Raw genomic sequence first — 18,999 nt, 5'->3', positions numbered from 1 at the left:
GCGACCCAAGGAGTGAACCCCGTGATTAGAGTACTGCTGGCTGATGACCACGAGATTGTGCGTCTGGGTCTGCGCTCGGTGCTAGAGGGGGCTAAAGACATCGAGGTCGTCGGCGAGGTCGCCACCGCGGAAGCAGCCATTGCTGCTGCCCAAGCTGGTGGCATCGACGTGCTGCTGATGGACCTGCGCTTCGGCGCGGGCGTGGAAGGCACCCGCGTCATGGGTGGTGCCGAAGCCACCGCTGCCATCCGCAATACCGTGGAACACCCACCGAAGGTGCTCGTGGTGACCAACTACGACACCGACGCGGACATCCTCGGCGCCATTGAGGCTGGCGCAGTGGGCTACCTGCTCAAGGATGCCCCGCCACAGGAACTGCTCGCCGCAGTGCGCTCCACCGCCGAAGGCGACTCCGCACTCTCCCCCGTGGTTGCCGACCGCCTGATGACGCGCGTACGCACCCCACGCACCTCGCTTACGCCACGCGAGCTGGAAGTGCTCAAGCTAGTCGCCGCCGGCGCCTCCAACCGCGAAATCGGCCAAGAACTCATGCTGTCTGAGGCCACCGTCAAATCCCACCTAGTACACATCTACGACAAACTCGGCGTACGCTCCCGCACCTCCGCAGTCGCTGCCGCTCGTGAACAAGGCGTGCTGTAGTTAGCGGCGTTAATCAAGCGCGACCTAATCCGGACTCGTACCAGAGCACGACGATCTGGATTCTGTCGCGGATACCCATGCGGTTCAATATTCGGGTGACTGTCTTTTTCACGCTGCTTGGCTGAATAACTAATCGTTCAGCTATTTCAGCGTTGTTTAGCCCTTGCGTAATTAACTCGGCTACTTCAAATTCACGCGGAGACAGTAACTTGAATGCTTCTTTAGCCTGCAACGATTTCTGCTTAGTCGGTTTGCGAGGGCGCTGCTGGATCATCGACGAAGTTACGCGCGGGGTAAGTACTGCATCACCATTAACGATGGCTCGAATTGCGCGATGAAGTTCTTCGGAACGAACGTCCTTGAGGAGATATCCAGTAGCACCTGCGTCAAGCGCCCCGAAGGCGTAATCGTCTTGGTCGTAGGTCGTCATCACGAGCGTTTTGACTTGTGGAAACTGGCGCGTGACTTCGGCAGTGGCTTCGATTCCGTTGAGCTCGGGCATCCGAATGTCCATGAGGATGATGTCGGGCATGCGCTCCCTGTGGCTCTTACGGTTTCGTAGCCACTCAATGGCTTCTTTTCCGTTTTCTACAGAAGCGAGGGTCTCTAAATCTGGTGCACGGTTAACCATGAGAGATAGGCCCATTCGGGCGGATCGTTGATCATCAACGATTAAGACTCCGGTTTTCCGTTGTCGGGGGCTGTTCTCTACGGCGCTTTTGTGGTGAAGCATAGTGACGGTTGATCCTCAGTAGATTCGGAAGATATCAAGACTGGTAGGGGATACGTGCGGTTAGCTTCCACCCGTTGGATGTACTGGTAGTAGTGACGTCTTCGCCAGCATCTCGAATTCTTTTCGACATTGCGGTTAGACCGGTTCCTGCTTTACAAGGGGATGTCACTTGCTTGCCATTATCGTGAACTGTAATTTTCAAACACTCCGCTTCAAAAGTCAGAGACACTACCACTCGAGTAGCAGACACCGCATGTCTCATTACGTTTGTTAGCGCTTCTCGGATCACCAGGAAAGCCAGCTCAGTTAAATGGGGCTGGTCAACGCGTTTACCGTGTTCGGTTAATACCATTGCTAGACCTGCCGTCCTGACTTTTGCGACTAGATCCGTTATGTCCTCCCAGGTCCGTGGCTTTCCAGCTTGCTGGGGTTCGATTTCCGCTTGTTGGCCGGGCGAACCGATCGATTGAACTACGAAGCGAGTCTCTTCAAGGGCTTCTCGTGCTAGTTCGTTAACGACCTTGATTTCCTCGTTTAACCCGTGATGAGCGGGAGTATCCATGATGCCTTCGGTAAGGGTAATGATTCCCGTGAGGTTGTGACCGACACTGTCGTGCAATTTACTGGCTATCCTCGACATTTCTTCGGCTCGTTGCTGGCGTTCAATAGCTGCCCGGGTCTCCTGCTCCGCTACAAGTGCCCTATCCCGGCTTAGCAGGGATTCCTGACGCCAACGGAAAAACGAAGAGGCCGCAATGGCGATTGCTACTGTCGCCAATACTGGGATTAAGGATTCAATCCGGAACGATTCGTTGGGTTCGAAAGAGGTAGCAATAAGTACCGATAAGAGTATTGCGCACCCTCCCGCGAATAGTGAGCTCCGCAGGCTCGAACGCACAATATGGCTTCCTAATGCAACGAGGAATGGAAGCCAACAATAAGATCCGGCATGAAATAGCAGCGCCGACAAAGCGACTACGCACGCATGGCCTGTAAACGTAGCTAACGGGTACCTTCTTCGGCCAAGGAGAAGCACAAACTGTGTGGCTGTAAACAACAACCACACCCACAGATTCGGGAAACCTCCGAGGTCACCAGAAAGACCGGTTACTGCAACCTGAAAGAGGAGTGTGGCTAAAGCACCAAGCCATACAGTCTCGCGTGAGTAGAACCAGGCCTCAAATGCTCTATCAGTGAAGCTTCTTTGAGCCTTCATTGCGTCTGGTGCCAGTTCTAGCGAGGTCGGAGGCACATCTGAGGTGCTAATCGGCTACTCCTCTTCTCATTTTAGAAATCATTGTTCAGTTTAAGCCTAGCGAGCTTGCCGTTTGCTTCGTCGGCAACTGGTGGTGTTGTCCCCGCAGGGTGACAAACGTCTAGATCCGATGGAAACCCAGCTCCTTAGGTGGCAAGAATTTGATTGGAAGCGCAAGAAAAGCGAAGTAGGAAAGGGCTCCAATGAACGCTACCGCTCTGCTCGAAGCTCGCGGGGTGAACCAATTCCTTGGCGGGAAACAGATCATTTCGAATCTTTCAATTTCGGTACCCCAAGGCGGGGTCTACGGCTTTCTCGGTAGAAACGGTGCAGGTAAAAGTACCGTGATGAAGATCTTGCTCGGTCTTCTGCGACCGGAATCGGGTGAGGTGTTTATGGGTGGGCGCCTCATGAAGACGAAAGACGAGGGGTATCTTTCGCGTATTGGAAGCCTCATTGAAGAGCCCTCGTTTTATCCAAACCTCACGGGCGCAGAAAACATTCGCTATGTAAGCAGGATACGTAAGGTCGCTCCACAGGAAGAGCGACTTCTTAAGCTCGTTGGTTTATCGGAACAAGCACACAAGAAGGCCGGCGCTTATTCCCTGGGCATGAAGCAAAGACTGGGCATTGCGCTTGCTCTGGTTGGAGACCCCGATCTCTTGCTGCTTGATGAGCCAACCAACGGACTGGACCCGGAAGGCATCAGGGAAATCCGTCAGCTAATTCTCTATTTCTCCAGAGAAATGGGAAAGACCGTCATGGTATCGAGCCACATCCTCTCTGAGATCGAACACATCGCGGACGTCGTAGGTGTCATTCAGCAGGGAAGGATGTGCTACGAAGGTCCGCTCCACAACCTGTCTGGAGAAGCCGAGCTTGTATTAGATCCTTTGGAAGGCGAGCAGGCCAAGGAAGTTCTTGCAAGTGGAGGAATCCGATATCGAGAACAAGGCGACCACACCCTTTCATTGCCGTATGAGGGAAGAGAGGAGTCTGCCCGCCTGATCCGGGCTTTGGTTAACCGTGGCGTTGGCGTCGCCTCTATGCGAGTTGAGAAACAAACGCTTGAAGATTCTTTTCTTGCAATGACCGGCGAACGGACCGTTCCATCCATGGAAGGAGCCTAAATGCCTCGATTAATGGAGAGTGTCGGAGTAACTCGCAGAGCGTTGCACTTAGCGGTACTGGAGCCTGCGAAGTATCGCAGGAAGTGGGCACTGATAGTTCCGCTCGGAATCATTGTCCTGTTTAGTGGCTGGTCAGTGGCAGTGGTGTTGTCCATGTTCCAAGATGCGTCCGTTGGAAATGATCCCAAAGCTTTAAGCATCAACATCGTGCAGTTAGGCGGATTTATGGTGCCGATGCTGGTTGGTTCATCCCTTCTCGTACTGACCGCAAGTGACAAAGAAACTGGGATGCTGGCACGGATACAGACGTTTGGTCTGTCTGCCAAAGAGATCGGATTGTCGAAATCACTGTGGGCCACGTTAGTTGCCTTTACGGGAATAGCGGGGGTGGTATTGGCAACCTTCCTTGCTGGTTCAAGCTTTGGCGTCCAGATGGGCGGGAACTACATCGCCATTGTGAGCTTCGGGCTGGTGGCTGAAGTCTTGTGCTTAGTCCCTGCATTCTTGAACCTAGCGCTAAGGCAGCACGGCCAAGCCTTTGTTCTGGCGCTTTCCCTTGTAGGGGCTTTGCTCGGCTCGGCGGGACACTTTATCCCCAGGGCGGTCGCGGCATGGATCCCGTTCACGTTCGTCGGCGCTGTAAGTCCTGTCAGGGTGAATGGTGATGGGTTCTTTGAGTCTTCCTATTCCGCCCTGGTTCCACTTGTAGTCCTCATAACATCCGTGCTCATCGGATTGATCTCTATAGCTTCATTCCCACGGAGGATGACCAATGACTAAACGATTTAGCGCGCCTTTTAGCTTGAAGAAAGCCCCCAGTACCGTAGCCGTATCAGGCGCAGTCGTCGCAATTTTTGTCGGAGCATTGTTCTACGGCTCAGCGATGGCTGGCGCCGAAATCTGGAGCACCGATCCGCAGTCCGCTTACGCTACGGTGTGGAACAACTTAGGCGGGCTGTACTTCGGAGTCATCTTGCCGATTCTGGTTGCGGGCATCGTGGGGACACTTATGCAGCCCGAATTCCAACGAGCAAACATTCAATGGATAGGCAGTCAACCAGGCGGCACATCTTTTGTCTTTCGAGAAAAACTCCGGTTGCTCTTAATCGTTTGTGGTTTTATCGCCATCATGCAGGCCTTCATCGTCATCGCATATGGAGTGTTTACCGGGCGCACCACTGAATACGGTTTCATGTCCGCTGTAGGAGCTGCCCTTCTTAGCGGAGTAGGGATGCTTGCTGTAGGGGCCTTTTACTTGTGGATCAGTACTTATACGCGCAGTATCGCAAGCACTGTCTCTATTGCGATCGCACTGACAGTCGCCTCTATGGCAGCCGCAGTTGCTACCCATTTCGCGTTCAACTCGACGATTGTGGAAATGCTCCTCCCCACGACCCAGGTAATCTCCACATCCTTCACTCGAAACCTAGGGGCGGAGAATATGGGCCTAGCTATGCTGACAGTTTTACCGAGTGCTTTGTGCTGGTCGGGAATGTTTCTGACCTTGTTCAAACGCCGATTGGCAAGGGGCTGATGCACTGTAATCCCCCCCGGATAGATAATCTATTCGTCTCAACCTAGCCATGATCAGTTTCGTTCAACACATTCGGTTAATTGAGGCGGCCTGGGTTGGTCGGAGACTAGGTTTTACCCTAGGAGGAAGATCAGCATGGCACGACCCAGTCAGTACGACGCAGCCACGCAGGAGCGCGCGGTGCGCATGTACTTCGAGCGCCTCGAGGAAGGCGACATCTCCAAGGCGGGCGCCCGCCGGGAGATCGGTGAACTTCTCGGTGTGAAGGAATCCACCCTGCGCAACTGGATCCGCAAACAGGAAAAGCAGGCCGAAGCTCCTGAGCCCGGTTCCCTGTCCTACCAGCAACTCCAGGCCGCCTACGACGAGCAGGCCAAGGAAGTGGCCAAGCTGCGACGCGCCAATGAGATTTTGAAAACGGCGTCGGCTTTTTTCGCCCAGGCTTAAGCTCGACCGCAAACTTCGGTAATCGTGGAGTTCATCCGCACCTACCGCCACCGCTTCGGGGTCTGGCCAATCTGCGAAACCTTGACTGCCCATGGCATCGCGATTGCCCCAAGCACCTTTTACGACCATCAGGCCCGCGGCTTCGGCCCCTCGGACGCCGAACTCGACGAGGCCTATGCCGCCCACCGCATCTACCGGTTGTGGGAGGCCAACCGCAAGGTCTACGGCCGGCGCAAACTCTGGAAGTCCGTCATCCGTGACGGCATGACTGTTGGCCGTGACCAGGTCGAACGACTGATGAAGATCACCGGAATCAAAGGCGTGTCACGAGGGATGCACCGCAAGAAGACCACCGTGGCCACCCCGGCCCACCGCCGGCACCCGGACCTGATCAACCGGCGGTGGGCGTATCCGTCGCACCCGGATCAGTGGTGGATCGCGGACTTCACCTACGTCTGGACCCGGGAGGGCTTCTGCTACGTCGCCTTCATTGTCGACGCCTATTCGCGAATGATCCTCGGCTGGGTGGTCACCACGGTCATGGACACCCGGATGGTGCTCATGGCCCTGGAGCACGCCCTGTTTTCCCGTCGGCGCACGAGGATGGACTTCACCGCCACCGGCATCGTCCACCACTCGGACGCGGGAGCCCAGTACACCTCTATGGCGTTTACCGATGCCCTTGTCGAGGCCGGGTTGCAGGGCTCGATCGGCTCGGCCGGTGACGCCTTGGACAACGCGATGATGGAATCAACGATCGGGCTCTACAAGACCGAACTGATCGGCTTCGATCCACGTCGTACGTGGAGGGATGCCCAGGAGGTAGAAACGGAAACGGGCTCGTGGGTCTACTGGTACAATCACCAACGTCTGCACTCGTCGATCGGTGACGTTCCCCCGATCGAATACGAGCAGGACTACGAGGAATTCAACACCGCCAGAAGAGCCCAGTAAGGCTTTTACCCGTAGTCTCCGAAAAACTCAGGCCGATTCAGCTTAAGGAGGTGCGTAACATGACCGGGGCGCTCGAACGGGAAGCTACTGTTCGCCAGCAATTTTCTAGTGGGCGGGAACTTATTAACGCTGTGAAAGCTCGCCGGGAGCACGCGCAAGCGTTTGCGGCGTTAGCTGCCGACTTGAGGATCTCATTGGCTCGTCGCAGTTTGGCGACTTCCTTGGACTGCTCCTCGTAGGCAGCCTGGATCTGCTCGTAAGACAGGGAGCCGGGCTGGGGTGCTTGTTCCTGCTTTTCCTGTTTTCGGATCCAGTTGCGCAGGGTGGATTCCTTTACGCCGAGCAGTTCTCCGATCTCTCGGCGGGCGGCTGCCTTGGAGATGTCGCCGTCTTCGAGACGTTCGAAGTACATACGTACCGCGCGTTCTTAGGTGGCGGTGTCGTACTTGCTGGGCCGTGCCATGATGCTGATCGTCCTCCTAGGGTAAAACCTAGTCTCCGACCAACCCAGGCCGCCTCATGCCGCATGCACCGCCACCCTGCGGCAGATATGGGTGAGCCCCGACGCCATCGGGGGGTGCGCCGGGGACTCGTGACGATGGGGGATCGTCACGATGGATCCTAAACCGACACCCGCCGCCTCGCAGCGCACGCACGAGGAGCGAGCGCTCCACGAGTGCGCGAACGCCAGCAGACTTCCGCACCTGCGGGGCTCTCGTTGCCTACGAAATCCAACCACTACACCGTGACTGGAACACGGACACTCCCGACCACCGCAGCCGCCCGGCGCTCTAGTCGAACTTGTTAAACCAGTTCTCGTTGACCGTCGGCTGCAGGCTCACTCCCGAGTTTCCGTCGTCGCGGATGAGATCGGCCAACCGGTCGCCACTGATCAGGTCAACGGTGGGGGTGGAAGAAGTCGCGGCCTTACGGGCCGGGTCAGTGAACCGGCTGAGGGTCACCAGGATGGCGCGCTCGGCCCCCTTAGTCTGCGCGTCACGTTGGAACAGGGCAACGGTGTCTCGCCCGATCGGTTTCCCATTCGGGGCGTATCGCTTCACCTGGACCGCCACCCGCGAAGAAAGGACAGGACTCAGCGGAGCCGTACCGATCCCGTCGATCCCTTCGTCTCCACTTCCCCCGATATGGGTCAGCTCCAGCCCGTAACGGCGCAAGAGATAGAGAACGAACTTCTCGAAGCCCTCCGGTGTGAGACGGTGGAGGCGATCCAAAAGCTGGACCTTCCACGTAGCCGTGGAGTCATCATCTTCGGTGTCCGTCTCAGCGAGAACCTCTTCCGAGGGTTCCTCCTCATCCGTTTCCGCCGGACTCGGTGGCTGGATTTTGTCCGATTTTTTCCGACGCTGCTGGCGGCTGTACTCCCGGTCGAGATCACGAATCCGCTGTATAGCCTCATCCTCCGAGACTCCAAGCAGTTCTTCGCCCAGATCAGTGGTGATGTACATCCCCTTGGAGGGTTGCTCGAGGACCCCAATCAATTTAGCGGTAGAACGCCCCCAGGCGATGCGGTCAATCAAAACCGACTGGTTAGGCCGGGACGGGTACGTCATCTCCAGGAGACGCTCGACATCCGGGTAGTTATCGAGAACCTGATCAGTGATTTCCCGGGCTTTGGCGGATCCCCCCAACTCCCCTATTGCCCGCACAATTGGGACAACTAGCTGCTGGTGGGTAGGCATACCCTGCTGGGTGAAAGATGCCGCATTACTTTCTCCGGTCATGGCCTCATCATCTCATATTCCAGCCACGGGCCGTGTAATCACCGGGAGAAACGACGCACCCTGCGGCCCGGGGCAACTAGTGCAGATTGCTTAGCCCGCCCACCAGTGTGCCGGCATCGATGTCCAGGGCGCCTGCGATAGCGATGATGTTGACCAGGGCGATGTTGCGTTCCCCGCGCTCGACGGAGCTGACGTAGGTGCGGTGCATCCCGGACCGATGAGCCAGTTCCTCCTGGGACCACCCGCACTCTGTACGTCTCTCGCACACACGGGCGCCGAATTCGCGCAGGAGGTCATCTTTGCTGGTCACCTCCCCAATGTCGTCCCGTGATGACTAGGGCGTGTCTGACAATTGAGGGAAGTGTGGCATGGGACCCTGGCTCCCGTGTCGCGTTGTCACATGTTCAGTGATACCCAGTGGGAGATGGTCGAAGAGCTTCTGCCCCGTCGCACGGGGAAAAAAGGCCGACCGTTCTTCGATCCCCGACAGATGCTCGAGGGCATCCTCTACCGCCTTCGGGCAGGGATCGCGTGGCGTGACCTGCCCGCCTGCTTCGGGTCCTGGCAGACGGTCTACACCTGGCACAACCGGATGGCCAAGGACGGCACCTGGGAGGTGATCCTTCAGCGACTTCTTACACAGGCCGATACGGAAGACCTGATCGACTGGTCGGTGTCGGTGGACTTTGACGATCACCCGGGCCCATCAGCACGCCACGAACATCACGCGGGTCACAGGGGGCTTTGTCGAATTACAACAACCCGCTGGCCGAGCCGCCTGATCACGCGGTCGGCCGATCACTGGGTGGTCTGTCTACCAAGGTCCACGCCCTGGTCGACGGCCACGGTATGCCCCTGCCCATGATCGTCACTGCGGGCCACCGCGGTAACTGCCCGGTGCTGATCCCGTTGTTGAAACGCCTGCGGGTGCCCGGGACGGTGGGCCGACCGCGCACCCGGCCCGATGAACTGCGCGCGGATAGGGCGTATGCATCGAAGGTTGTGCGCAGGTATCTGCGCGAGCACAAGATCACGGCGGCGATCCCGGAGAAGAAGGACGTGATCGCCGCCCGGAAGCGGAAAGGCTCGAAGGGTGGGCGTCCACCGACGTTCGATGCGCAGTCCTACAAGGGCCGCAACGTGGTGGAACGGTTTTTCGGCAACCTCAAGCAGTGGCGGGGTGTGGCAACCCGGTACGACAAGCTCGCAGTTGTCTACCGGGCCGGCGTGATGGCTATCGCCGTCATGACCTGGCTGAAGAAATTGTCAGACACGCCCTAAGGTTGGTCCATAAAACGCTATAGGCGAGGAAACCAATCTGGGTGTGCGACCGCGGCGCCTCAATCATTACGCACATGCGTAATCCGACTCTCAAGGCTGAAGGAGTCGACCCCGTTCCATTACGCACGTGCGTAATTTCTAGCGACTATGCCACGGCATAGTGAGCCGGATCGGGGCGTCGGAGCGCTTTCACCTCACTGAATCCCGCCCACGATTACGCACGTGCGTAATATCTCGCGCTTTAAAGAGGGAGACCGCTCGCCGCTTTTCGACGATCCCGCGTCCCACGATAGGAGTCGGAGTCGACCCACTGGCCTCCATTACGCACGTGCGTAATCGGACATCGATGACTCCCAGGGGATTTATAGGTACGTGAGGCGCACTGTCGCCTGAGGCCTCTGGCCTTACGCACGTGCGTAATCGAGAATCAATGGATCCCCGAAAACTCATAGGCACACGGGACACACTGTCTCCTGCGCCGTGCGGCGAGCGCTGGTGCCGCCGCACCACGGGGATCGAGAACTATGCCGCGGCATAGTGGAATCAACGCCACCCCAGAAGGCCACCTATAGCAACCCAAACAATAAGAAAAGGGCCCGCTCACCGAATCACAATGGTGAGCGGGCCCTTCCCACAGAGACAATTCCGTGGACGCTTCCGCAACCGGATCAGTCCCGCGCTCTCAGCAGGCCGCCCACAGCGGCCCGCTGACAGCCGGACTCACCTGGATCAGAAGAAGGGCCCGAAACGACGCCACACTCCGACGCCACCCAGTCCCACACCAACGAAGGTGAGGATCAGGCTGAGGGTGCGAACGATCTTGTCCCAGATCGTCAGCTCGGAAGCGCCCTTGCCACCAGACGGAGTCATGGAGGCAGAGGTCTCCGCGTTTGCCGCATCGGCACCCACGGCGTCCGGGGCACCTGGCGCGCCTTCAGCACCTTCGGCACCGGGGGCGTCAGCAGCACCCGGGGCGCCCGGGGCACCACCGGATTTGCCACCGGCACTCGGTGCGCCAGCAGCGCCGCCGGCGGGCTTAGCACCAGCCTTGGCACCCGGGGCGACCGATGCGCCACCAGCAGGTGCCCCGGCGGCTCCGCCGCCAGCACCCGGTGCGGCCGGGGCCTCCGGCGCACCATCAGCACCGGCACCACCGCCGTTGACCGAACCAGCGGCCAGGCCGCTGCCGCTGTCGCCGCCGACGCGGAAGGTCACGTTCTTCCAGCCCGTGGCGTTGCCATGGTTGCCGTGCTCCAGGGCACGCATGCGCATGACGTACTCACCCGGCTGGGTGAACACCCAGTTGTTGTGCATGTGCACCGGCTGGGAACGCTCAATCAACGAACCGCCGTCCGAGGAACCGAAGAACTCACCCACGCCGCCGAAGGTGCCGGAGGTGTAGGCGAACCAGCGGCCACCGTCAGGTGCCGAGACCGGCTCGATCTGGATGTCGTACGGGGTACCGCCGGCGTGCTGCGTCGAGAAGCCCGGCCACAGCTCGTTGCCCTTCTGCACCTGGCCCATCATGTACACGGTGTCGCCGGCATGGCCGAGGAAGGCCATGTCTCCAGCAACGTGGTCTTCGGTGAGGTGGTGCTGGAACTCGTCGCCGACGAGCATGACAACATCCTCCGGGTCACGGAAGACCTTGCCGGGATCATGCTGGCCCGACTCGTCGCCGAGGCGGAACTCGGTTCTGCCAGCGTCGGTCACCGGTCCCAGGTCGATGTGGCCCTGAGAGATCTCGACGCGCCCATCAGCCACGGGAGCTTCCGGGCCCTGGTTGCCCTGGCCGCCCGGGTTCGCACCCGGAGCGCCCGGAGCCGGGTCTGCACCCGGGGCCGGATTCGCACCCGGCGCACCCGGAGTCGGGTTGGTGCCCGGGGCCGGGGCAGGCTTCGGCGCCGGGTTCGCCGGCTTGGCGCCCGGCCCACCGGTGTTGCCCGAGTTACCGGCGCCCTTGCCGTCACCGACGCGGAAGGTCACGTTCTCCCACTCGGTGGCCTCGGTACCGCCGTTTTCGACGGCACGCATACGCATGACGTACTCACCCGGCTTGGTGAATGCCCAGTTGTTGTGCAGGTGGATCTGCTTGGAGCGCTCAATACGGCTGGAGCCTTCAGAGCTGCCGAGCATCTCGGAGACACCACCGAACGAACCGGAGGTGTACGCGTACCACTCGCCGCCTTCAGGGGCGGAGACGGGCTCGATCTCAATGTCGTAGGCCTTGCCGCCGGAGTACTCGGTGGAGAAGCCTGGCCACAGCTCGTTGCCCTTCTGAACTTGGGGAACGATGTGGATCTCATCGCCAGCGTTGCCCAGGAAGGACAGTTCGCCGGAGACATACTCTTCCCGCAGCGTCTCGCGGAAAGGCTCCCCGACCACCATGGTGACATCATCGGGGTCGCGGTACACCTTGCCCCGCTCGTACTGGTTGGACTCATCACCCAGGCGGAAGGAGACCGAGCCGTCCTCGCCCTGCACTGGGCCTAAGTCGATGTGGCCCTGCGAGATCTCGTATTGGTTAGCCTCGGTGTTGGCATCGTCCTGCTGCTCGCCTTCCGCGTTGCCAGTGCTCGGCGGGTTCTGCCCCGGCTTGGTGTTCGAAGCATCACCCGCACCGTCAGAGTCGCCCTGCCGAGCCGCAACGGCTTCAAGGTCGCCGAGCTTGGTCTTCTGCGACTCGCCCGGATCCATCTGGAACAGCGTGCCGCCTTCGGTCCAGCGAGCAGACGGGATCGCGCTAAAGCGCACCTCGTAGTCGTCGCCAGTGCAGTGCTTGACGTTGACGGGGCGGTTACGCTCGGTCGGCGTCGAGATGAACTTGATGTCACAGGAAGGGTGCGTATTGCCTTCCTTGTAGACGCCACCGTTGACATACAGGCTTAAGTCTTCCTCGGCCGGGGTGACGTTGACGGTCATCGTCTCGCCGTCGATCTTCGTGCCGGCGGAGACCTCCGGGTTGGAGACCTTGATCTCCGAGGCGTCGAACTTCGGCGGCGGGTCCTGGGTGTTCTCCTCCGGATAGTTGCCCAGCTTGCTGGTGCTGGCCTCCTTCTGGCTGCGGTCGTACTTCAGCGGCTCCGAGATCCAGCGCTGACCGTGCTGGTCGGGGACGTAGACGACCTGGAAGTCCGAGGAATAAGAGCCGATCATCTCCGGCCATACGGCGCGGCCCTTTTCGACGGGCACCTCGGCGAGGTAGTAGCCGTCGATGAAGAAGACGGCGTGGCCGTCGTCTTTCTCGTCGCCGGTTTCGAAGATCAAATCGGTGAGGTACTCCGCACCCATGATGTCGTTGCCCTCATGCTTACGCATGGTGAACTTAGGGTCTTTGGGCAGACCCTCGGAGCTCGCGGCGTTATAAGCCTCGCGCACATCGCCCAGGCCCTCGCCTTCCTCGGCAGGGCGGGTGCCGCCGACCTGCCAGACGCCCGTCTGCGACTCGGAAGCAATGAGGTTGCCTTCCTTGTCGCGCCCGGTCGCCTGGTAGGTGACTTCATAGCGACCCGGCTTGGTGAAGGTCGTATCCGTGTGCAGGTGGCTGCCCGCGCTCACCCACGTCTGACGCAGCCCTGGATCGTGCGAGGACCACAGGCGGGTGATCGGGTTATGGTTCCACGCGTTGTACGTGAAGGATTCCATGCGGCCGGGGCCGTTGAAGCCGACGATATCCAGGCTGAAGGATCTGTCGCGGAACTTATCGACGGGCACCTCAGCATCCGCACCGAAGCCCGCCCAGATGGGGTAGTCCTGCCCGTAGACCTTGGCGGGGCCCCAATAGTGCAACGTGCCGTCTTCGCCGAGGAACTCTTCTCCCTTGGCGTGACCGACTTCATAAACGTATTGCTGCTGTTTTTTGCCAGAGTTCTTGCCGATCCAGAGGACGGTGTCCTCGACCGGCGGGGTCTGGCCCTTGATTGAGGTTTTGAGACTGAAGTTATTGTCTTCCCAAAAGGCCTTAGGAGAGTCGACATGGGCTTCGGTAGCTACGAAGGAACCATCGTCGGGCCCGGCTATGGCCAGTGGGGCGCTGGTGAGCATCAGTGCCGTAGAGACGGCCGCCACGCGTGAGGCGAACCGACGCATTCTGTTCATATGTCACTCCTTGACATGTTTCTGACAGCGGATTCCCGGGTTTCAATCCGCGAACGTGTAGCATACTCGATTATGAAAATCGTTTCCATCTACCATGGGAGGGAATGCCCATGATCCGCCTTCACAGGCTGCCTGTACTGCTCAGTTTTACCTTCATTGTTTTGATTACCGCAGCCCTTGCTTTCGCAGCTCCCGCGCGCGCTTTGACGCTGGACCAAGGCCATATCGACGCCTTCCACGTCACCGCCCCGAACTCCGGGGAACTCGTCCTTGACCTCAAGGAGGACGTCACCGGCCAGGGCGTGCGACACCGGGCCGAAAACGTCAACATCGTCATCGGTGAGCACACCTACACCGACTCCACGAGCAATGTTTCCGGCGTCGCCCGCCCCACCTACTTCCTGCCTCAGGCCCAGGCCTCCGATCGGCCGTGGCCGGGCTGGGACACCAACGGGGTGAAGGGCGCTGGCTTCTCGACGATCGACTTCCACCTCACCTCGGTCTCCGGGCCGGGCACGATCTTCATGTGGCAACAGGACACCTTCGGCGCCGCCTCGCCGGTAACCACCAGCGGCGCGCTGTGGCTTTACGACGGTGTCGTGATCCGCCAGGCCGAGCCCTCGCACGTCCACGTCAACTGGGGCTTCGACGCCCCGGGAACCTACACCATCACCGCCCAGGCCAGCGGCATTAACGCCGACGGCCAGCGCGTGAACTCGAACCAGGCCACCTACACCTTCACCGTGGGCGATGGCAGCGGCGGCGGCCAGGCCGCTGCTGGCGTCGGTGGCGGCGGCCAGGCAGCCTCCGGCGGCGAGCAGGCCGCTGGCGGTGCGGGCGCTCCCGCAAGCTCGGGCGGTGCCCCGGGTGCCCCGGGCGGTGGTGCGCAGTCCGGCGGGGCGCCGGGCGCACCGTCGGCACCTGGTGCTCCGGGCGCTCCCGGCGCCCCGGACGCCCTCGATCCGGCGTCGGCTGATGCGCCGTTTTCCGCTGACGCCCCGCCAATTCCCGGCTTCTCGGCCCTGGCGGGCCAGGCTTCGGAGGATTCCGCGCTGCGCATGAGCTCGCGGTGGTTCCTGGTCGGCTCGCTGCTGATCCTCGCCGCCGGCATCGCCATCTTCTGGCGTTTCCGCAAGGGCAAGGACGACGAGGCAGACGCCGCCGAAAGCACGGAAGACGCCAATGTCGAGGCCGCCACCCAACAGATCACCCCTGAGGACAAGCTCTCGTGACGGGCAGGTGTGCCCGCGCGCTCTCCGCCCTTGCCCTCACCGCGCTGGGCGTGACCGCCTGTGCTCCGGCCCCGGAGGTCCCGCAGCGTGACGATGGGGTGACCGACGTCGTCACCACCACCGGCATCCTCGCGGATCTGGCCCAAGGCGTGGCGGGGGATGCCGCCCGCGTCACCGCGCTCGTGCCGCCGGGCGCGGACCCGCACTCCTTCGAGCCGGGTCTGCGCGACATCCGGACCGTCGCGCACGCGGATCTCGTGTTGGCCAATCACCTGCTGTTAGAGGACCAGGCGCTCATGGATACGGTGCGCAACGCCCGGCCGGAGTCGACCGAGCTGGTCACGGTCTCCGAGGACTCGGAGACCTACGGCGCGACCCTGATCCCGCTGGTCGAGGACCTCACGCTGGATACCCCGTGGTTGGGTGCGCAGGTCGTCGGCGATCACGGCGCCGGCCAGGCGGTGGATCTCGTGCTCACTGAGTCGAGTGGCCCCGGCGAGGTGACGGCGTATCTCACCGGCACCTTCGGGCAGCCGGTGAGATACTTCGACACCTCCGATGGTGTCGACGATCGTGATAAGCTCCGCCTGCCCACCGGCGCGCATACGCACTTGAGCTGGTCTTTTACCGAGGCCGGCCGCTATGAGCTCGACATCTCCGCCCGCGATGCCGACAGCGGCGCAGAGATCGGCGCCGGGAGCATCCGGCTGGCCGTCGGCGTCGATCCCGGCGTCGATGCGGTCAGGGAGGGCCACGTGGACGTGGCCGTCGATACGCACACCGGCGAGGTGGGCTTGCGTGGCGACGACCACGAGTTCTCCGACCGCGTCGTCGAGGTCCCGGCGCGCGCCTTGCAGCAGGTGCCGCCGGATCCGGCCTATCGCTTCCTCGGCCAGCCCGGCGCGGAGGTCTATGTGTTGCCGCAGGCGGTGCTCGGCAAGCATGTCCACGGCGAGATCGACCCGCACACCTGGCACGACCCGGCGAATGCCGCGGCCGCGGTGCGCGTCATCGAGGACAAGCTGGCCGCGCTCGATCCGGCCAACGCGGAGACCTTCGCCGCCAACAGCGCGCGCCTGCGCGAGGAGATCGACGCCGTCGATAAGGAGGTTCGCGCGCTTATCGACGACATTCCGCCGGAGAACCGGAACCTGGTCACGACCCACGACGGCTACGGTTATCTCGCCGCCGCCTACGACCTCAACGTCGCGGGGGTGGTCTCGCCGAACCCTGCGGTGGAGCCGTCGGCACGCGATGTCATCGCGTTGACCCGCACCCTGCAGCACCTCGAGGTCCCCGCGGTGTTTCTCGAACCCACTGAGCAGAACGGTCCGGGTACGCTCAGCGAGATCGCGCGGGACCTGGGGTTGAACGTCTGCACGATCCACGGCGACATGCTTAGCGACGCCGTGCCCACCTATCTCGATTTAATGAAAACCAACGCGTTGACACTGAGGAGATGTCTGCAATGAAAAAGAAAATCGCCCTGCTCGCCGCCTCGTTCACCATGGCTTTCGCCCCGCTCGCGGCGGCCCAGCCGGCGGATCCGGCCCTCGAGCAGCAGGTCAGTGCCGACGAGGAGGTCTCCAGCGAGCCGGCCGTGATCAGCAGCGGGCACGTCGACATGGGCCCGCACCGCGGCGAGGACGGCAGCCTGCAGCTGCTGCTGCGCGACGATTCCGGCACCGAGCCCGTCTGGCGCACCCCGGACGCGGTGACCTTCGGCGTCGGTGAGGCCGCCGAGCTCGTCGTCCCCGAAGACGACGCCTATGACTTCTTGAAGGCCGATCCCGGCCAGACCGTGTGGGTCGTGCCGCAGACCGAGGTCGCCGACGTGCCGTGGCTGGGCTGGAACACGCAGTCGCCGACGATCGATGACATCGTCGGCACCGGCGTCGAGCTGGAGATCCTCGAGCACCGCGGCCCGGGCGATCACTCGCTGTTCATCCAGGCCGGCGGCTTCTCCGACCCGGATGTTTTGTGGACCGGCGCCAAGCACGACTCCATCTTCGTCGAACCCGATACCCACACCCACGCCAACTGGGTGTTCACCGAGCCCGGCCCGCACGAGGTGACGGTGCGCGCCACCATCGACGCGCCGGACGGCAACGAATACACCAGCGACGCGCGCCTGCAGTTCGCCGTCGGCATCGACCCGGCGACCTACACCCGCCCGGATGACTCCATGATCACCGAGGAAGAGTCCGACTACACGTGGCTGATCATCGGCGGTGTGGCCGCCCTGGTCGCCGTGGTGATCGTCGCGCTCATCGCCCGGGCCACCCGCCGTAAGGACACCGCGGGAGGCGCCAAGTAATGAACAACCTCACGCTCTCTTTCGACAGGATCGCCCTGTCTGAGCGCGTCATCATCCACGACGCCCACGCGGAGATCGCCGGCGGCAGCTTCACCGCCCTGCTGGGGCCCAACGGCGCCGGCAAGACGACGCTTCTGCGCGCGATCTTGGGGCTCATCCCGGCGCGCGGGCGCGCGCAGCTCGGCAGCCACACCGGCAAGGCGCTGCGCCGGCGCACCGGGTATGTGCCGCAGAAACACGAGATCGCCTGGACGTATCCGATCAACGTCGCCGATTGCGTGCTCACCGGCCGCGGGGATCTCACGGGGTGGTGGCGCAGGCCGTCGGCAAGCGATCGTGATGCCGCGCAGGAGGCACTGGAGACCTGCGGCATCGCACGCCTTTCCTCCCGGCCCATCGGGGAGCTTTCCGGCGGGCAGAAACAGCGCGTGCTGGTCGCCCGGGCACTCGCGCGCCGCCCGGAGCTGTTGATCCTCGACGAGCCTTTCACCGGCGTCGACGCCCCCACCGAGGAAGCGCTCATGGAGCTCTTCTCCGAGCTCGCCCACGGTGGGGCCACCATCCTCATGACCACCCACAACCTGCGCGCCGCGGTCGAGGCCTGCGACCGGGTGCTTTTGGTCTCCGGCGAGCTTCTCGACGCCACCGCCGAGCCCACCGCCTGGCAGCGTGCCTTCGGCATCGGCCCGGACTCGGCGCTGCTGCGCTCTGTGGGGGTAGCGTGATGCTGACCTTTGGGCAATTCCTCGACGATTTGACCAACCCGGCGCTGGCGTTTCTGCCGCGCGCGCTCATCGCGGCGATCGTGGCGGCGGTGGTGTGCGCGGTCGTCGGCACGCATGTGGTGTTGCGCCGCATGGCGTTTATCGGCGACGCCGTCGCCCACGCTGTCTTCCCCGGCATCGCCATCGCCTTCGCCCTGCAGGCCAGCGTGCTGCTCGGCGGAGCGATCGCCGGCGCGGCCGTGGCGGTGGGCGTGGCGGTGCTCTCACAGAAGCGCCGCATCACCGAAGACACCATCATCGGCGTGCTCTTCGCCGCCTCCTTCGCCTTCGGCCTCGTGGTGATCTCCCGGGTGGAGGGCTACACCGCGAGCCTCACCACGTTCCTCTTCGGCTCGCTCACCGGCGTCTCGACGCGCTCGCTCATCATCACCGCGATAGTCGGCGCGATCGTCATCGTGGTGATGTATCTCGCCCGCCGCCCGCTGACCGCCGTGAGCCTGGATCGGGAGACCGCGCAGGCGATGAACCTGCCGGTGCTCGCCCTCGATCTGCTGCTCTACCTGGCGGTGACCACGGCGGTGGTGATCTCGGTGCAGATCGTCGGCAACATCTTGGTGCTGGCGCTCTTGATCACCCCGGCAGCCTGCGCCCGGCTGCTGACCAACCACCTGCCCACCATGACCTGGCTCGCCGCCGGCATCGGGGTGGCCGCCGCGATCTTAGGCATGTACCTCTCCTGGGCGCTCGACTACCCCGCCGGCGCCACGATCGTGCTCGTGGTCACCGCCTTTTGGGCCATCGCCTGGATCGGGGTCTCGGTGCGCACCCGCAGCCGGAAATACGGAAACTCCCCGGTTCCGGCAGCGCAGTCGGCCCAGTAGACTGAGCCGC

At 61.7% G+C, this 18,999-nt stretch carries 16 protein-coding genes and 2 pseudogenes; 12 read left to right on the top strand and 6 right to left on the bottom strand.

Annotated elements, in window-relative coordinates; all coding sequences use genetic code 11:
- The first annotated feature begins 21 nt into the window (after positions 1–21).
- Complete coding sequence (locus UL81_RS10935) at positions 22–660, top strand: LuxR C-terminal-related transcriptional regulator (RefSeq protein WP_035107450.1); 639 nt, start codon at positions 22–24, stop codon at positions 658–660.
- A gap of 13 nt (positions 661–673) precedes the next feature.
- Here UL81_RS10935 and UL81_RS10930 read toward each other — a convergent pair whose 3' ends face one another.
- Both UL81_RS10930 and UL81_RS11925 read right to left on the bottom strand, forming a co-directional pair.
- Complete coding sequence (locus UL81_RS10930) at positions 674–1,393, bottom strand: response regulator transcription factor (RefSeq protein WP_046453600.1); 720 nt, start codon at positions 1,391–1,393, stop codon at positions 674–676.
- A gap of 34 nt (positions 1,394–1,427) precedes the next feature.
- Entirely contained in the window at positions 1,428–2,171 is a 744-nt protein-coding gene (locus UL81_RS11925) for a sensor histidine kinase (protein WP_158407913.1), read from the bottom strand.
- A 680-nt stretch (positions 2,172–2,851) separates the two neighbouring features.
- Between UL81_RS11925 and UL81_RS10920 the strand changes: the two genes are divergently transcribed.
- From UL81_RS10920 to UL81_RS10900, 4 genes and pseudogenes are all read left to right on the top strand, one after another.
- The gene (locus UL81_RS10920; RefSeq protein WP_035107447.1) at positions 2,852–3,778 is read left to right on the top strand and encodes an ABC transporter ATP-binding protein; all 927 of its coding nucleotides are present in this window, start codon (positions 2,852–2,854) and stop codon (positions 3,776–3,778) included.
- Positions 3,779–4,558 (top strand): ABC-2 family transporter permease, encoded by a 780-nt coding sequence (locus UL81_RS10915; RefSeq protein WP_035107446.1) that lies wholly within the window; start codon positions 3,779–3,781, stop codon positions 4,556–4,558.
- Positions 4,551–5,312, top strand: a complete 762-nt coding sequence (locus UL81_RS10910) for an ABC-2 family transporter permease (RefSeq protein WP_035107444.1) — start codon at positions 4,551–4,553, stop codon at positions 5,310–5,312. Before UL81_RS10915 ends, UL81_RS10910 begins: the two co-directional genes overlap by 8 nt.
- Positions 5,313–5,447: 135 nt before the next feature.
- Positions 5,448–6,713, top strand: a pseudogene (locus tag UL81_RS10900) (IS3 family transposase).
- A gap of 37 nt (positions 6,714–6,750) precedes the next feature.
- Here UL81_RS10900 and UL81_RS11725 read toward each other — a convergent pair.
- The 3 genes from UL81_RS11725 to UL81_RS10885 all read right to left on the bottom strand — a co-directional run bounded on the left by UL81_RS11725 (position 6,751) and on the right by UL81_RS10885 (position 8,765).
- Positions 6,751–7,125 (bottom strand): hypothetical protein, encoded by a 375-nt coding sequence (locus UL81_RS11725; RefSeq protein WP_081961622.1) that lies wholly within the window; start codon positions 7,123–7,125, stop codon positions 6,751–6,753.
- A 379-nt stretch (positions 7,126–7,504) separates the two neighbouring features.
- Complete coding sequence (locus UL81_RS10890; protein WP_046453598.1) at positions 7,505–8,455, bottom strand: restriction endonuclease; 951 nt, start codon at positions 8,453–8,455, stop codon at positions 7,505–7,507.
- 76 nt (positions 8,456–8,531) lie between these two features.
- The gene (locus tag UL81_RS10885) at positions 8,532–8,765 is read right to left on the bottom strand and encodes a helix-turn-helix domain-containing protein (protein WP_046453597.1); all 234 of its coding nucleotides are present in this window, start codon (positions 8,763–8,765) and stop codon (positions 8,532–8,534) included.
- A 90-nt stretch (positions 8,766–8,855) separates the two neighbouring features.
- On the opposite strand from UL81_RS10885, the pseudogene UL81_RS12210 reads away from it, so the two are divergent.
- Together UL81_RS12210 and UL81_RS11995 are read left to right on the top strand one after the other, a co-directional pair.
- Positions 8,856–9,065 (top strand): annotated as a pseudogene (locus UL81_RS12210) (transposase); the annotation flags it as partial.
- 134 nt (positions 9,066–9,199) lie between these two features.
- Positions 9,200–9,736 carry an IS5 family transposase gene (locus UL81_RS11995; protein WP_201774402.1) on the top strand — a complete coding sequence of 179 codons (537 nt, stop codon included), beginning with the start codon at positions 9,200–9,202 and terminating at the stop codon, positions 9,734–9,736.
- Between the two features lie 729 nt (positions 9,737–10,465).
- On the opposite strand, the gene UL81_RS12140 is transcribed toward UL81_RS11995, so the two are convergent.
- Positions 10,466–13,834, bottom strand: a complete 3,369-nt coding sequence (locus UL81_RS12140; protein ID WP_082099226.1) for a choice-of-anchor M domain-containing protein — start codon at positions 13,832–13,834, stop codon at positions 10,466–10,468.
- Positions 13,835–13,944: 110 nt separating this feature from the next.
- Here UL81_RS12140 and UL81_RS11930 point away from each other — a divergent pair, with 110 nt between their 5' ends.
- The 5 genes from UL81_RS11930 to UL81_RS10845 all read left to right on the top strand — a co-directional run bounded on the left by UL81_RS11930 (position 13,945) and on the right by UL81_RS10845 (position 18,989).
- Positions 13,945–15,066 (top strand): choice-of-anchor M domain-containing protein, encoded by a 1,122-nt coding sequence (locus UL81_RS11930; protein ID WP_052737456.1) that lies wholly within the window; start codon positions 13,945–13,947, stop codon positions 15,064–15,066.
- Between the two features lie 98 nt (positions 15,067–15,164).
- Positions 15,165–16,538 (top strand): anchored repeat ABC transporter, substrate-binding protein, encoded by a 1,374-nt coding sequence (locus UL81_RS10860; RefSeq protein ID WP_236684474.1) that lies wholly within the window; start codon positions 15,165–15,167, stop codon positions 16,536–16,538.
- A complete protein-coding gene (locus tag UL81_RS10855; protein ID WP_035106251.1) occupies positions 16,535–17,383 on the top strand; it encodes a choice-of-anchor M domain-containing protein in 849 nt (282 codons plus the stop codon). The genes UL81_RS10860 and UL81_RS10855 overlap by 4 nt, the downstream gene beginning before the upstream one ends.
- Complete coding sequence (locus tag UL81_RS10850; protein WP_035106252.1) at positions 17,383–18,108, top strand: anchored repeat-type ABC transporter ATP-binding subunit; 726 nt, start codon at positions 17,383–17,385, stop codon at positions 18,106–18,108. The genes UL81_RS10855 and UL81_RS10850 overlap by 1 nt, the downstream gene beginning before the upstream one ends.
- Positions 18,108–18,989, top strand: coding sequence for an anchored repeat-type ABC transporter permease subunit (locus tag UL81_RS10845; RefSeq protein WP_035106253.1), 882 nt, complete (start codon positions 18,108–18,110; stop codon positions 18,987–18,989). Before UL81_RS10850 ends, UL81_RS10845 begins: the two co-directional genes overlap by 1 nt.
- The last annotated feature ends 10 nt before the right edge of the window (positions 18,990–18,999 follow it).

Source organism: Corynebacterium camporealensis, assembly GCF_000980815.1.
Taxonomy (GTDB): Bacteria; Actinomycetota; Actinomycetes; order Mycobacteriales; family Mycobacteriaceae; genus Corynebacterium; species Corynebacterium camporealense.
Note: the sequence above shows the minus strand (reverse complement) of the source record. Positions and strands in the feature narration are given on the sequence as shown.

What these genes read in the sequence shown, in the direction of transcription:
- UL81_RS10915 (WP_035107446.1), top strand. Translation starts at nt 3,779, where the DNA reads ATGCCTCGATTAATGGAGAGTGTCGGAGTAACTCGCAGAGCGTTGCAC.
- UL81_RS10890 (WP_046453598.1), bottom strand. Translation starts at nt 8,455, where the DNA reads ATGACCGGAGAAAGTAATGCGGCATCTTTCACCCAGCAGGGTATGCCT.
- UL81_RS10910 (WP_035107444.1), top strand. Translation starts at nt 4,551, where the DNA reads ATGACTAAACGATTTAGCGCGCCTTTTAGCTTGAAGAAAGCCCCCAGT.
- UL81_RS11930 (WP_052737456.1), top strand. Translation starts at nt 13,945, where the DNA reads ATGATCCGCCTTCACAGGCTGCCTGTACTGCTCAGTTTTACCTTCATT.
- UL81_RS10845 (WP_035106253.1), top strand. Translation starts at nt 18,108, where the DNA reads ATGCTGACCTTTGGGCAATTCCTCGACGATTTGACCAACCCGGCGCTG.
- UL81_RS11725 (WP_081961622.1), bottom strand. Translation starts at nt 7,125, where the DNA reads ATGTACTTCGAACGTCTCGAAGACGGCGACATCTCCAAGGCAGCCGCC.
- UL81_RS10920 (WP_035107447.1), top strand. Translation starts at nt 2,852, where the DNA reads ATGAACGCTACCGCTCTGCTCGAAGCTCGCGGGGTGAACCAATTCCTT.
- UL81_RS10855 (WP_035106251.1), top strand. Translation starts at nt 16,535, where the DNA reads ATGAAAAAGAAAATCGCCCTGCTCGCCGCCTCGTTCACCATGGCTTTC.
- UL81_RS12140 (WP_082099226.1), bottom strand. Translation starts at nt 13,834, where the DNA reads ATGAACAGAATGCGTCGGTTCGCCTCACGCGTGGCGGCCGTCTCTACG.
- UL81_RS10850 (WP_035106252.1), top strand. Translation starts at nt 17,383, where the DNA reads ATGAACAACCTCACGCTCTCTTTCGACAGGATCGCCCTGTCTGAGCGC.
- UL81_RS10930 (WP_046453600.1), bottom strand. Translation starts at nt 1,393, where the DNA reads ATGCTTCACCACAAAAGCGCCGTAGAGAACAGCCCCCGACAACGGAAA.